The organism is Microbacterium sp. Leaf179, assembly GCF_001423785.1.
In the GTDB taxonomy this organism is placed as follows: domain Bacteria; phylum Actinomycetota; class Actinomycetes; order Actinomycetales; family Microbacteriaceae; genus Microbacterium.
In genome coordinates this window covers 1,368,469-1,381,325 of sequence record NZ_LMPH01000001.1, presented here as the reverse complement: position 1 = coordinate 1,381,325, position 12,857 = coordinate 1,368,469, and the positions used below count along the sequence as shown (strand labels likewise).

The window sequence follows — 12,857 nt, the reverse complement described above, 5'->3', positions numbered from 1 at the left end:
CTCCGCTGGGCGTCACCGCCGCGTGGGCGGGGCGTCTCGATCGGCGGCGGAGAGTGACGGAATGGACGGTGTCGACGGGTGGCTGCAGGCGATCGCCGCGAGCCCGTGGGCCCTGCTCGGCATGGCGGTCCTCGTGTTCGCCGACGCCTTCCTCGTCGTCATCCCGGGCGAGGCGGCCGTCACCGCCTTCGGGGCACTGGCGGTGTCGCACGGCACGCCGCCGCTCCTCGGGGTCGTGCTCGTCGCCGCAGCCGCGGCCTTCGCGGGCGACGCCTGCTGCTACCTGGTCGGTCGCACGGTCGGCGTCGAGCGCTGGGCGTGGATGCGCCGCCCCCGTGTGCGCGCCGCCCTCGACTGGGCGCGGGCACGCCTGGAACGCAACGCCGCGGTCGTGCTGTTCACCGCGCGGTTCGTGCCCTTCGCTCGCCTCGCGGTCAACCTGGCCGCGGGCGCCGCGCGGGTGGCTCCGGCGCGCTACCTCGGGGTGGCGGCGGTCGCGGCGCTCGCCTGGGCGGCGTACCAGGCCGTGATCGGCGCGATCGTGGCCGCGGTGGTGCCGGGCGGGCCGGTCGTCGCGGTGGTCGTGTCGATCGTCGTGGCGGTGGGGATCGGCGTGGGGATCGATCTCGTGCTGGCGCGTCGCGCGAAGCGCAGGGTGGCGTCGCGGAGCTGATCGTCGGCGGCGGATGCCGGACCCCGGGCGCGACGCCGGACGGGCCGGGTCTTCACACGACGTTCTCCGCGCGCGTCTGTCGCGATGTCGGAGGCCCCGGGCAGCATGGGGGCATGAGCGACGGCTACGACCCGGACTTCCTCGGCATCCCCCTGCCCCTCCCCTCCCCCACCGCGCCGGTCACCCGGCTCGACTACCCGCGGTTCTCGGTGCTCCTCGACGAGGAGCGTCGGTTCGCCGCCGTCACCGGGGTGGTCGTCGACGGGGCGACGCTGCGCGAGCAGCCGCGCACGGGCGAGTGGCGGCTCGATCCGCGCGTCTCCGCCGACGCGCAGGCGGGACCCGAGGTCTACAGCCGCAATGACCTCGACCGCGGCCATCTCGTGCGGCGGCGCGATCCGGGCTGGGGCTCGGCGTCCGAGGCTCGAGCTGCCACCGAGGCGACGTTCTTCTACACGAACGCCGCTCCCCAGGCTGCGGGTTTCAACCAGTCGAAAGAGCTCTGGCTGGGCCTCGAAGACCACGTGCTCGCCTACGCGGAGACGACCGACCAGCGTCTTGCGGTGTTCACCGCCCCGGTGCGGGGCGCCGACGACCCGCCGTATCGCGGCATCCGCGTGCCCCTGCGGTTCTGGAAGATCGCCGCCTGGCGCGACGGCGACGCCCTGGCTGCGGCGGGCTTCGTGCTCGATCAGAGCGCGCTCGTCGATACGCGGCAGGCTCTGACGGTGGCACCGCTCGGGGCGTTCCGCACGTTCCAGGTGCCCATCGCCGACATCGCGGCCGAGGCGGGGGTCGACGTGGGGCCGCTGCAGGCCGCCGACACGTTCGTGCGGCGGGGGCTGCGCCCGGTCGCGGCGCGCGAGCTGCGCAGCGCCGACGACATCGTGCTGTGAGGCGAGCGCTCGCGCCGACGCCTCGCTATTCCGCGCAGCACGGCGGCTCGCCCGTCGACGCCTCCGCGAGCGACGACCCCGCGACGTCGGGGCCGCCGACCCGGCGCGTCAGCCCACCCGCACCGCGTGCAGAAGGGTGTCGATCGCGGCGGAAGCGTGCCCGCCCCGCAGCTCGGCATCGGCGCTCGTGCGCGTGATGCGCTCGCAGCGCTCGATGCGGAACCCCTCGTCGAGGGCGCTGCGCAGCAGTTCGGGCGTGTACAGGATCGCGGGGTCGGTCGGTCCGTGACCACCGGCGGCGATGTTGTCGACATCGTGACCGATCACGACGAGCGACCCCCCGGGTGCGACCCACTCCGCGATCCGCGCGACGGCGGCGGCGCTGTCGGGCAGGTGCAGGTAGCACGACACGACGAGGTCGACGGGAGTCGCGGGCTCCCACTCGTGCACGTCTGCGCGCGTCCAGGTGACCGCGTCGCCCCCGGGCCGCGCCGCGGCGAGCGCGAGACCGGCGCCCGAGAAGTCGACTCCCGTGCAGGTCCAGCCGCGCCCGGCGAGCCACAGCGCCGTGCGCCCGTCGCCGGTCGCGACGTCGATGGCGGTTCCCGGCGGCAGCGTCGCCGCGATCTCGCGCACGGCGGCGGGCGGCTGGGTGGCCCACACTCCCCCGGCCGAGGCGCGGTATCGCTCGTCCCACTGCGCGGCATCCATCGCGGCTCCTCTGCTCGCCCCCACCCTAGGGCGGGTCCGCTCCGGGCCGGGTGCACGGGCTCAGCGATCGGCCGGTCCTCGAACGCGCGCGGCCGCCCACTCCCACGCCACAACCTCAGCGATGTGCACAACCTCAGCCCGAACGGGCCCCTCCCGACTGAGGTCGTGCGCATGACCGAGGTTGTGCGCGACCCCGCGCACGACGACGCCCCGCCGCCCGCGAGGGCGACGGGGCGTCATACGGGGTCACTCCCCCGACAGACCACCCAGCAGGTGGCCGAACGAGCGGCCCTCGCCGAGGTACGACGACGGGTCGAACGGATCGGCGTCGCGCACCGGCTCGCGCGCGGCGATCGCGTCAGCGAACTCCCGGGCTCCGCGGTCGACGCGCGAGCCCAGCGGGGCGACCTCGTCGGCGTTCGATCCCCAGTCGCTGGATGCCGCGAACACGCCGGTCGGCACGGGATTGGCGTGCAGGTAGGTGAACAGCGGCCGGATGGCGTAGTCGATCGCGAGCGAGTGGCGCGCCGTCCCCGCGTTCGCGCCGATCAGCACGGGCGTGCCGTTCAGCGCCTGCGGGTCGAGCACGTCGATGAACGACTTGAACAGGCCCGAGTAGCTGGTCGAGAAGATCGGCGTCACGGCGATGATGCCGTCGGCCGACACGACCGTGTTGATCATCTGCTCCAGCGCCGGGGGCGCGAAGCCGGTGAGCAGGTTGTCGGTGAGGTCGTGCGCGTAGTCGCGCAGTTCGAACACGTCACTGGTGGCGTCGATGCCGCGCTCGCGCAGCTCGGCCAGAGCCGCGTGGGCGAGGCGGTCACCGAGCATGCGCGTCGACGACGGCGTGGACAGTCCCGCGGTGATCACCGCGATGCGGCGGGCGGCCACGTCAGGCCCCCACGCGCGTCGCGGCGGAACCGAAGGCGCTGCCGGCCTTCGCGGCATCCTGGTACGGGCTGCCCGCGGTGAGGTTGTCGCCGCGGTTCGCGGCGGGAACGGCCTGGCGCGGAGCGGCACCGGCGTACGCCTTCTCAACCATGTTGGCGTGCGTGGGCGCGTCGGGCACCTCGGCGGGGCGGTTCTTCTGCAGCTCCTTGCGCAGCACCGGCACGACCTCGGAGCCCAGGATGTCGAGCTGCTCGAGCACGGTCTTGGTGGGAAGCCCCGCGTGGTCGATGAGGAACAGCTGGCGCTGGTAGTCGCCGTAGGTCTCGCGCATCGACGCGTAGCGGTCGATGATCTGCTGCGGCGAGCCGACGGTCAGCGGGGTCATCTCGCTGAAGTCCTCGAGGCTCGGGCCGTGGCCGTAGACGGGGGCGTTGTCGAAGTAGGGGCGGAACTCCCGCACGGCGTCCTGCGAGTTGGAGCGCATGAACACCTGTCCGCCGAGTCCGACGATCGCCTGCTGGGGCGTGCCGTGGCCGTAGTGGGCGAAGCGCTCGCGGTACAGCGTGATGAGGCGCTGGTAGTGCTCCTTGGGCCAGAAGATGTTGTTGGCGAAGAAGCCGTTGCCGTAGTACGCGGCCTGCTCGGCGATCTCCGGAGTGCGGATCGAGCCGTGCCAGACGAACGGCGCCACGCCGTCGAGAGGACGCGGGGTCGAGGTGAAGCCCTGCAGCGGGGTGCGGAACTTCCCCTCCCAGTCGACGACGTCCTCGCGCCACAGCTTGTGCAGCAGGTCGTAGTTCTCGATGGTCAGGGGCAGACCCTGGCGGATGTCCTTACCGAACCAGGGGTACACGGGTCCGGTGTTGCCCCGGCCGAGCATGAGGTCGGCGCGGCCCCCCGACACGTGCTGCAGCATGGCGAAGTCCTCGGCGATCTTCACCGGGTCGTTCGTGGTGATGAGTGTCGTCGAGGTCGTGAGGATGAGGCGCTCGGTCTGCGCGGCGATGTACGCCAGCGTCGTCGTGGGCGACGACGACCAGAACGGCGGGTTGTGGTGCTCGCCGAGGGCGAAGACGTCGAGGCCGACCTCTTCGGTGTGCTTCGCGATGGTCAGCGTGTCCTTGATGCGCTGCGCTTCGCTGGGCGTCTTACCGGTGGTCGGGTCCTGGGTGATGTCGCTCACCGTCATGACGCCGAACTGCATCCCGGGCCAGTTGTTCGTCTCGTTCACCGTGCTCATCTGAATCAGCGCCCCTCTTATTTGTATGCAACTGAATATACATGCTCCAACGTGCGAGACCGAGCTTTATTCCGCGTTACCTCATCGGCATCCGGAATCCACCCCCGTGGACCGCCGCTCCCGGCGGGGATATCGTCGCTGGCGATGACGACACCGACCCGTCTGCCCTTCTGGGACAACGCCCGCTTCGCCGCGATCGTGCTCGTCGTGTTCGGTCACGCCGTGCAGCGACTGACCTACGATTCGGATGCCGCCGAGGCGCTGTACCTGCTCGTCTACGCGTTCCACATGCCCCTCTTCGCCCTCGTGGCTGGCTACTTCTCGTCGTCGGCCGAACCGACCCGCCTGCGGATGGCGCGACTGTTCACCGACCTCATCGCGCCGTACCTGATCTTCGAGACGCTCTGGACCGTCACCCAACTGCTCGTGACCGGCCGGAGCAACCTCGATCCGGCGCAGCCGTCGTGGACGCTGTGGTTCCTGCTGGCGCTGGCGCTGTTCCGACTCGTGCTGCCGTATCTCGCGCTGCTGCGCGCGCCCGTGCTGTGGGCGTTGGCGATCTCGATCGTCGCCGGGTACCTCCCCGGCATCGACTCGACCCTCTCGCTCTCGCGCTTCCTCGGCCTGTTGCCGTTCTTCACCCTCGGGTGGTGGCTGCGCGAGCGCGACGTCGTCGCGCGCCGGGGGCTGCTCGACGCCCGACCGGTGTGGCTGCGGATCGTCGCCGTCCTCGTCCTGGCCGGAGCCGGGGCGATCGCGTTCGCCTTCGTCGACGTCTGGCGGGACGTGCGCCTGGGCACGTGGTTCTTCTTCGTCGACACGTACGCCGACCTGGACGCCCCGCAGTGGTGGGCGGGCGGGGTGCGGCTGGCGATCATCGCCCTCGCGCTCGTGCTGATGACGGCGTTCCTGCTGCTCGTCCCGCGCCGCGAGACGTCGTGGACGCACCTCGGCCGGTACACGATGTACGTCTACCTGCTGCACACGTTCGTGCTCTATCCGTTCCGCCAATCGGGCGTCCTGCGGGGTCTCGAACCCGCGGCGCTGTGGATCCCCCTCATCGCCGTCGCGAGCGTGGCGATCGCCGTCGGCCTGTCGAGCCGGCCCGTGCGCCGACTCACCCGCCCCCTGGTGGAACCCCGGATGCCGTGGCTCTTCCGCGACCGGGAGCTGGGGGCGGGTCGCGGGTCGCGGTAGGTGCCCCTCCGCGCCCCGCGCGCGTCGGCTCCCCTCACGCGCCGAGCAGCCCCGCCCCCACCGACTCCCCCGCGGCCGGCGCCGGCGGTACGGCCCACAGCCCCGACCCGACGTGACGCACGTACTCGTTCATCGCATCGGTCGACAGGGACCGCTGCAGGGTGACGTAGCGGTCGGGGGCCTTCTGGAACGACAGGAAGAAGAGCCCGGCGTTCAGCCGCCCGAGGTCGGTCGTCCCGTCGACGAAGTTGTACCCGCGGCGCAGGATCTGAATGCCGCCGTTCGTGTCGGGGTGCGCCAGGCGCACGTGGCTGCGCGGGTCGATGCGCGGTTGCCCCGCGGCATCCGTCGCCTGGAAGTCGGGCTTCGTGAACTCGTCGCCACCCGAGAGCGGCGCCCCCTGGCCCTTGTCGCGGCCGATCACGCGGTCCTGCTCGGCGAGGCGGGTGCGGTCCCACGTCTCGATGAGCATCGCGATGCGCCGCGCCACGAGGTACGACCCGCCGACCAGCCACGCCGGGCCCTCGGATGCCGACACCCAGACGTTGTCGTCGAGGGCGGCGGTGTCGTCGGCGAGCACGTTGGCCGTGCCGTCCTTGAATCCGAAGAGGTTCCGCGGGGTGGCCTGCGCGGCCGTGGTCTTGGACGTGCGGCCGAAGCCCAACTGCGACCACCGGATCGTCGCCCGCCCGAAGGCGATGCGGCTGAGGTTGCGGATCGCGTGCACGGCCACCTGCGGATCGTCGGCGCAGGCCTGGATGCACAGGTCGCCGTCGGACCGCAGCGGGTCGAGGTCGTCGCCGAGGAACGCCGGCAGCCGCTCGAGCCCCGCCGGACGCTGCCCCTCGAGGCCGAAGCGCGCGTCGAACAGGGTCGGACCGAAGCCGAACGTGATCGTGAGGTTGCTCGCGGGCAGCCCCACCGCCTCGCCCGTGTCGTCGGGCGGCGCCTGCGGCGACCCGCCGACCGCCCCCGTCGCACTGACGTCGAGCCCCTGCATCATTCGGGTGGCCGCGTACGTCCAGTCCGACAGCAGCTCGGCGAGATCGTCGCGGGTGGTGCGGGCCATCATGTCGTACGAGGCGAAGTGCAGGTGGTCCTGCACCGGTGTGGTGATGCCGACCTGGTGGATGCCGGAGGCCGGGGCCGTGGCATCCATCGCCCGCCGCGCCTGATCCTGACCGTACGCGGCACCGCCCGCGAACCCGCCGCCGGCGCCGACGGCGAGGCCGGCCGCACCCGCCCCGATCGCGAGCCCCATCAGGCCGCGTCGGGACAGGCCGGTGGCCTCCGGGTTCGGGTCGGAGACCGTGGTCGGGGTCTGCTCTTCGTCGGTCACGCTCACTCCAGAACGGTCACCGTGAGCTGCGAGAGCGGCTCGGCCAGCGCATTGATGAGATCGGTGAACTGGCGCTTGTCGGCGTCGGTCAGCTGCGAATAGGCGACGAAGCCCGCGTCGGCCGAACCGTGCGCGGCCAGGGCCGCTTCGAGGTCGGCGTACCCGGTGTCGATGCGGGTGACCAGGGTCGTGCCCTTGTCGCCCTTCGATTCGGCGAAGTCCCGCACGAGCGAGAAGGCCATCTTCGAACCCTCGACGTTGGCGGCGAAGTCGTACAGGTCGGTGCCCGACCACCAGTCCTCTTCGCCGCTGATCTTGCCCGTGGCGACCTCGTCGAGCAGCGCGATCGCCCCGTTCGAGATGCCCGCGACGCCCTGCGCGTCCAACGCCTGCACGAACTCGTCGCCGTGCACGTAGTCGTACAGCTCCTGCGTGTCGGCGATGAGCTTGTCGCCGTAGGTGGCGCGCTCGGCCGGGGTGGACGGCGCCCAGTCCTTCCACGCCGGCGTCTCGCCGTCGGCGTTCAGCGCGTCCTGCGCGGGAACCCACAGGTCCTTCTCGATGCGGTGGAAGCCGGTCCAGTCCAGGCCCTCCGCCACGGCGTCGACCTCGCGGTAGTCGATGCGCGGGTCGAGGTCGCCCAGGGCCTCGGCGATCGGCTCGATGCTCTCGTAGTAGGCCCGCACGCGCGGGAACTGCGTCTGCGCAGCCGCGTCGTCGCCCGATTCGTAGGCCGCGGCGAAGGTCTGCACCGCGGGGAGCAGCTGACCCACCTGGTCCTTCACGAAGGCGGCGTACAGGTCGACGGCCTGCTGCTTCTGCTCGGCATCCGGTCCCGTCACGGCCACGGCGTCGCCGGTGACCGAGAAGCTCGCCCGGCCCACGCCGTCGCCCACCATGCCGGGCTTGCAGAGCGTGAAGTAGTCGCCGGGCTGCGCGACGACGGTGAGGTTGCGCGAGGCGCCGGGGGCGATGTTCTCGACCTCGCCGACGATGCGCAGGCCGTCGGAGGCCAGCAGGTAGAACTCCGTCGTCTGGTCGCCCTTGTTGCTGACGTCGAAGGCGACGGTGCCGCTGGGGGCGGATCCCGCCGACACGGCGCACCCGTCACCGGTCGAGGTGACCGTGAGGGCACCGGAGGCGGCCGCGTCGGTCTTGGCGACGCAGCCCGAGAGGACGAGGACGGCCGCGCCGGCGACGGCCGTGGCCGCGAGGAGGCGAGTCGAGGTCATGATGCTCCATTCGGATGGGTGGATGCCGCGGCGTCGGGTACGCGAGCGGCGTCGAGGGTCTGTGGGGTGGGGTTCCCGCTCGCGTCCGGGGCCGCGTCGGCGGCGCGGGGCTTCGGTCGCCGGTTCGCGCGCACTCCGCGCACGAACAGCGGCACGACGATCGCGATGTACAGGGCCCAGGCGATGACCTGCAGCCAGGTCATGGCGGGCATGAAGCCGACCGTGGCCTGCAGCAGCGCGGCGAGCGCCTCACCGGGGGCGATGGTGTCCGAGACGTCGAACGCCCAGCCGAAGGGGAACCCGCTCCAGCCCGTCGCCACGAGGCCGGTGACGGGATCGAGGGGGGCGGCGCTGCCGAAGGGGCCGGGAAGGGCACCGGCTTCCTGCAGGTCGTGCAGCGCGTAGGCGAGCACCCCGGCGGCGACCACGACGAGGAAGCCGCCGGTCCAGGTGAAGAAGCGACCGAGGTTCAGGCGCAGCATCCCCCGCGCGATCAGCCAGCCCAGCAGAACGGCGGCGATCAGGCCGACGAGCGCGCCGAGAAGGGCAGCGGGCGTGTCGCCGAACGACTGCACCATCGACCACAGCAGCAGGGTCGTCTCGACCCCCTCGCGCGCCACCGAGACGAAGCCGATCGCGACGATCGCCCAGACGCCGCCGCGGAGCGCCCTGTCGACGCCCCCCTCGAGGCCGACCTTGAGCGTGCGGCCGGCCCGCTGCATCCAGAAGATCATCCAGGTGACCATCGCCACCGCGAGCAGCGACAGCCCGCCCCCGAGCAGCTCCTGCGCTTCGAACGTGAGCATGTACGCGCCGAAGGTGAACACGGCGCCGACGGCGAGGGCGAGGGCGATCGCCAGCCCCACGCCCATCCAGAGCCGCGGGAGGGCGTCGCGACGCCCGAGGCGCGTGAGGTAGGCCACGAGGATGCCCACGACGAGCGCGGCCTCGAGGCCTTCGCGAAGGCCGATGAGGAAGGTGGCGAAGAAGCTGGCAAGCACGGGCGGGGTTCCGACTCTCGGGTTTCGGGTGGGGCGCCGCGGCACTGCGGGAAGGTAAGGACAGCCTCACCTGACCAGGACACGATACGCATCTCCCTGGCCGGTTCGCACCCCGCCGATCGGCGGGGTTTGCCCCGGGAGCGCGATCGACTCGCCTTCGCGCCCCCTCCGTTCCGCCGTCCACGAAGGCTCCGTCGGTAACCATCGGCAACATTCGCGCGGCGCCACGCGGATCGACCTAGCCTCGTCGCATGTCCGACCTCACTCTCCCCGTGCTCGATTTGTCGCTCCTCGACCAGGGTCCGGATGCCGCCGCCCGCTTCCGAGACGAGCTGCGCGCCGCGACCCACGACGTCGGCTTCTTCTACCTGACCGGCACGGGGGTCAGCCCCGCGCTCGAGGCGAGCCTGCTGGCGGCCGCGAAGGGCTTCTTCGCGTTGCCCGAGGCCGACAAGCTCGCGATCGAGAACGTCACGAGCCCGCACTTCCGCGGATACACGCGGGTCGGCGGCGAGCGCACGCAGGGCCGGGTCGACTGGCGCGAGCAGATCGACATCGGACCCGAGCGCGAGGCCATCTGGGCCCACACGCCCGGAGGCTCGCCGCGGCGCGCAAGCGACGCGACGAGTGGGCGTGGGGACGACCCCGACGCTCCCGGGTACGACCGGCTGATCGGTCCCAACCTGTGGCCGGCGGCGCAGCCCGAGCTCAAAGAGGTCGTCACCGAGTGGCACGACCACCTCACCGGCGTCGCCCGCAAGCTCCTGCGCGCGTGGGCCCTCGCCCTGGGCGCCGAGGAGCAGTACTTCGACCGCCACTTCGGCGACCCGCAGACGCTCATCAAGATCGTCCGCTACCCCGGTAAGGACGACCCCACGCCCCAACAGGGTGTCGGTGCGCACAAGGACTCGGGCGTCCTGACGCTGCTCTGGGTCGAGCCCGGCAAGGGCGGCCTGCAGGTCGAGCGCGACGGCGAGTGGGTCGACGCCCCTCCGGTGTCGGGCGCTTTCGTCGTGAACATCGGAGAGCTTCTCGAGTACGCCACGCAGGGCTACCTCCGGGCGACGAACCACCGCGTGATCTCGCCGCGGTTCCCCGACGAGCGCATCTCCGTGCCGTTCTTCTTCAACCCGGCCCTCGACGCGCGCCTGCCGATCATCGAGCTGCCGGCCGACCTCGCGGCCGAGGCCCACGGCGTCGAAGACGACCCCACCAACCCCATCCACGCCACCTACGGCGAGAACGCGCTCAAGTCGCGCCTGCGCGCGCACCCCGACGTGGCCGAGCGGTGGCACCCCGACCTGGTGGCCGCGCGCGCGGCATCCTGAGTCCGCGTCTCTCGAACGCCCGTCGTCGGTCCGGCCGGCGGCGGGCGTTCGTCGTGCGCTGAGCGGGGCGGGGCGTGCGCGGCGCGGGCGGGCCGCGGCCCCGATAGCCCCGGGCACGGGGCTCGACGAGGTACCCGGTCTCATACGGCCCGACGCCGCGCTCCCTCCGGGCACGCATAAACGCCGTTCCTGCGCATAAACGCTCCGACACCGCGTTTATGCGCAGGAATGGCGTTTATGTGGAACTGGCGCCGGGGGACGCGGGCATCGACGCCAGACTCCGGATGCCGGGCCCCCGGCATCCGGGAACAGCGAAGGCCGCCCCACACCGTGGGACGGCCTTCGAGAAAGCGATATACGCGGGGTCGCGCTTAGCGACGGAGACCCAGGCGCTCGATCAGCGAGCGGTAACGCGCGATGTCGATGTCCTGGAGGTAGCCGAGCAGACGGCGGCGCTGACCCACCATCAAGAACAGACCACGACGCGAGTGGTGGTCGTGCTTGTGCTCCTTGAGGTGCTCGGTGAGGTCCTTGATGCGCTGCGTCAGCATCGCGACCTGCACCTCGGGGGATCCGGTGTCACCGGGGTGCGTCGCGTACTGTTCGATGATCGCCTTCTTGGCGTCAGACTCGAGTGGCATAGATGGGATCCCCTTTCTCTCATTGCGCGGCGCCCGACGCCTGATACGTGGGCTCTCTTTATCCGCGGCCGATCAAACGGCAACCGCATGAGTCTACAGCACGGCTCACCCGTTCACACACGCCCGATGCTCGGCGCCTGCGGCGACGCGATGTCGGAGGGCTGGCGTACCCTCAATCCGTGCAGCTCACCGTCTTCGTCAAGCCGGGTTCCCGCCGCGGCCCGCTGGTCGAAGACGGGCCCGACGGCCTGGTGGTGCACGTCCGCGAACGCGCGGTCGACGGGGCCGCGAACGCCGGCGCCGCGCGAGTGCTCGCGGCGCACTTCGACGTCGCCCCGAGCCGCGTCCGCGTCGTACGCGGCCACACCGCGCGCGTCAAACGCTTCGAGGTCGACGAGTGAGCCGTCAGAGCGCCTTCATCGACCTGCGGCCCCTCACCACGTCGCCCGCCTTCGCCCGTCTGTGGATCGGCTCCACCCTGTCGGGGCTCGGCGGGCAGCTGACGGTCGTCGCGGTCATGCTGCACGTGTTCGAGCTGACCCAGAGCACGCTGGCCGTGTCGATGATCGCCGTGGCGGGACTGGTGCCGATGGTCATCGCGGGCCTCTACGGCGGCATGCTCGCCGACGCGTTCGACCGCCGCACGGTCGCCCTGCTCGCCGCCCTCGTCACCTTCGCATCGACCGGCTTGCTCGCCGCCCTCGCGTGGTCGGGGCTCGAGACGGTCGGCTGGTTGTTCGTCCTGAGCGTCGTGAACTCGGCGGCGAACTCCATCGTCATGGCGACGAAGTCGGCGATCACCCCACGCCTCATCCCCCGCGACCTCCTTCCCGCCGCCGCGGCCCTGCAGGGCGTGACGGTCGGCATCATGGTGATGGCCGGACCCGCCCTCGCCGGTGTGCTCGTCGCCGTCGCGGGGTACGCGTGGACCTACTCGCTCGACGTGCTGCTGATGAGCTCGCTGTTCCTCGGGCTGTGGTCGCTCCCCCGGCTCCGCCCCGAGGGCGTCGTGGTGCGCCCGGGCCTCGAGTCGTTGCGCGACGGCGCGCGGTTCTTGAAACGCGCGCCCAACATCCGCCTGCAGTACGTGCTCGACATCATCGCCATGACCTTCGGCCAGCCGGTGGCGCTCTTCCCCGCCATCGGAGCGGTGCTGCTGGGCGGTGGCGCGATCACGACCGGGGTGCTGACCGCGGCGGTCGCGGCGGGGGCGTTCCTCTCCAGCCTGTTCTCGGGGCCGATCGGCCGCGTCCGTCGACAGGGGCTCGGCATCGAACGCGCGATCCAGGTCTACGGCCTCGCGATCGGCCTGTTCGGTCTCGTCCTGCTCGCCGCCAGCCTGGGCTGGCTGCGCCCCGACGTCGTCGACGAGACGCACGCCGCGGTCGCACTGATCGCCCTCGCCGCCGTGGTGCTGGCCGTCTCGGGAGCCGCCGACAACGTCAGCGCGATCTATCGCTCGACCATGATGCAGGCGGCCGTCCCGGATGCCATGCGCGGGCGCCTGCAGGGCATCTTCATCGTCGTGGTCGCCGGCGGCCCGCGCGTGGGAGCCCTGTACGCGGGCACCCTCGCGACGGCCACGGCCCTCTGGGTGCCGCCGCTGTTCGGCGGCATCGTGATCCTCGGCCTCGTCGGCACGCTGGTGCGCTTCACGCCCCGGTTCCGCGCGTACGACGCGCTGAACCCGCAGCCCTGACCCCCAGCG

At 71.8% G+C, this 12,857-nt stretch carries 13 protein-coding genes; 6 read left to right on the top strand and 7 right to left on the bottom strand.

The window, feature by feature from the left end; genetic code table 11:
• Positions 1 to 61: 61 nt before the first annotated feature.
• Together ASF96_RS06305 and ASF96_RS06300 are read left to right on the top strand one after the other, a co-directional pair.
• Positions 62 to 673, top strand: coding sequence for a DedA family protein (locus ASF96_RS06305; protein WP_055937030.1), 612 nt, complete (start codon positions 62 to 64; stop codon positions 671 to 673).
• 113 nt (positions 674 to 786) lie between these two features.
• Positions 787 to 1,569 carry a DNA/RNA non-specific endonuclease gene (locus tag ASF96_RS06300; RefSeq protein ID WP_055937026.1) on the top strand — a complete coding sequence of 261 codons (783 nt, stop codon included), beginning with the start codon at positions 787 to 789 and terminating at the stop codon, positions 1,567 to 1,569.
• Between the two features lie 108 nt (positions 1,570 to 1,677).
• Here ASF96_RS06300 and ASF96_RS06295 read toward each other — a convergent pair whose 3' ends face one another.
• From ASF96_RS06295 to ASF96_RS06285, 3 genes are all read right to left on the bottom strand, one after another.
• Positions 1,678 to 2,280: a class I SAM-dependent methyltransferase gene (locus ASF96_RS06295; RefSeq protein ID WP_055937023.1), complete on the bottom strand. Its 603-nt coding sequence runs from the start codon at positions 2,278 to 2,280 to the stop codon at positions 1,678 to 1,680.
• A 246-nt stretch (positions 2,281 to 2,526) separates the two neighbouring features.
• Positions 2,527 to 3,171, bottom strand: a complete 645-nt coding sequence (locus ASF96_RS06290) for an FMN reductase (protein WP_055835059.1) — start codon at positions 3,169 to 3,171, stop codon at positions 2,527 to 2,529.
• Between the two features lies 1 nt (position 3,172).
• On the bottom strand, positions 3,173 to 4,375 hold the full coding sequence (locus tag ASF96_RS06285; protein ID WP_156458772.1) for an LLM class flavin-dependent oxidoreductase: 1,203 nt from the start codon (positions 4,373 to 4,375) through the stop codon (positions 3,173 to 3,175).
• A gap of 180 nt (positions 4,376 to 4,555) precedes the next feature.
• Between ASF96_RS06285 and ASF96_RS06280 the strand changes: the two genes are divergently transcribed.
• Entirely contained in the window at positions 4,556 to 5,608 is a 1,053-nt protein-coding gene (locus tag ASF96_RS06280) for an acyltransferase family protein (protein WP_055937020.1), read from the top strand.
• Positions 5,609 to 5,642: 34 nt separating this feature from the next.
• Here ASF96_RS06280 and efeB read toward each other — a convergent pair whose 3' ends face one another.
• From efeB to efeU, 3 genes are read right to left on the bottom strand one after another with little or no spacing between them, the layout of a single operon-like run.
• Complete coding sequence (gene efeB, locus ASF96_RS06275) at positions 5,643 to 6,947, bottom strand: iron uptake transporter deferrochelatase/peroxidase subunit (protein ID WP_055937017.1); 1,305 nt, start codon at positions 6,945 to 6,947, stop codon at positions 5,643 to 5,645.
• A gap of 2 nt (positions 6,948 to 6,949) precedes the next feature.
• Positions 6,950 to 8,179, bottom strand: a complete 1,230-nt coding sequence (gene efeO, locus ASF96_RS06270; protein WP_055937015.1) for an iron uptake system protein EfeO — start codon at positions 8,177 to 8,179, stop codon at positions 6,950 to 6,952.
• Positions 8,176 to 9,180 (bottom strand): iron uptake transporter permease EfeU, encoded by a 1,005-nt coding sequence (gene efeU / locus ASF96_RS06265; RefSeq protein WP_055937012.1) that lies wholly within the window; start codon positions 9,178 to 9,180, stop codon positions 8,176 to 8,178. The genes efeO and efeU overlap by 4 nt, the downstream gene beginning before the upstream one ends.
• Before the next feature lie 251 nt (positions 9,181 to 9,431).
• Here efeU and ASF96_RS06260 point away from each other — a divergent pair, with 251 nt between their 5' ends.
• Positions 9,432 to 10,508 carry an isopenicillin N synthase family dioxygenase gene (locus tag ASF96_RS06260; protein WP_055937009.1) on the top strand — a complete coding sequence of 359 codons (1,077 nt, stop codon included), beginning with the start codon at positions 9,432 to 9,434 and terminating at the stop codon, positions 10,506 to 10,508.
• 371 nt (positions 10,509 to 10,879) lie between these two features.
• Here the strand turns inward: ASF96_RS06260 and rpsO are convergent, their stop codons facing one another.
• Entirely contained in the window at positions 10,880 to 11,149 is a 270-nt protein-coding gene (gene rpsO / locus ASF96_RS06255; RefSeq protein ID WP_055835040.1) for a 30S ribosomal protein S15, read from the bottom strand.
• 179 nt (positions 11,150 to 11,328) lie between these two features.
• Here rpsO and ASF96_RS06250 point away from each other — a divergent pair, with 179 nt between their 5' ends.
• The gene (locus ASF96_RS06250; RefSeq protein WP_055835037.1) at positions 11,329 to 11,550 is read left to right on the top strand and encodes a DUF167 domain-containing protein; all 222 of its coding nucleotides are present in this window, start codon (positions 11,329 to 11,331) and stop codon (positions 11,548 to 11,550) included.
• Complete coding sequence (locus ASF96_RS06245; protein ID WP_055835034.1) at positions 11,547 to 12,848, top strand: MFS transporter; 1,302 nt, start codon at positions 11,547 to 11,549, stop codon at positions 12,846 to 12,848. Before ASF96_RS06250 ends, ASF96_RS06245 begins: the two co-directional genes overlap by 4 nt.
• Positions 12,849 to 12,857 lie beyond the last annotated feature (9 nt).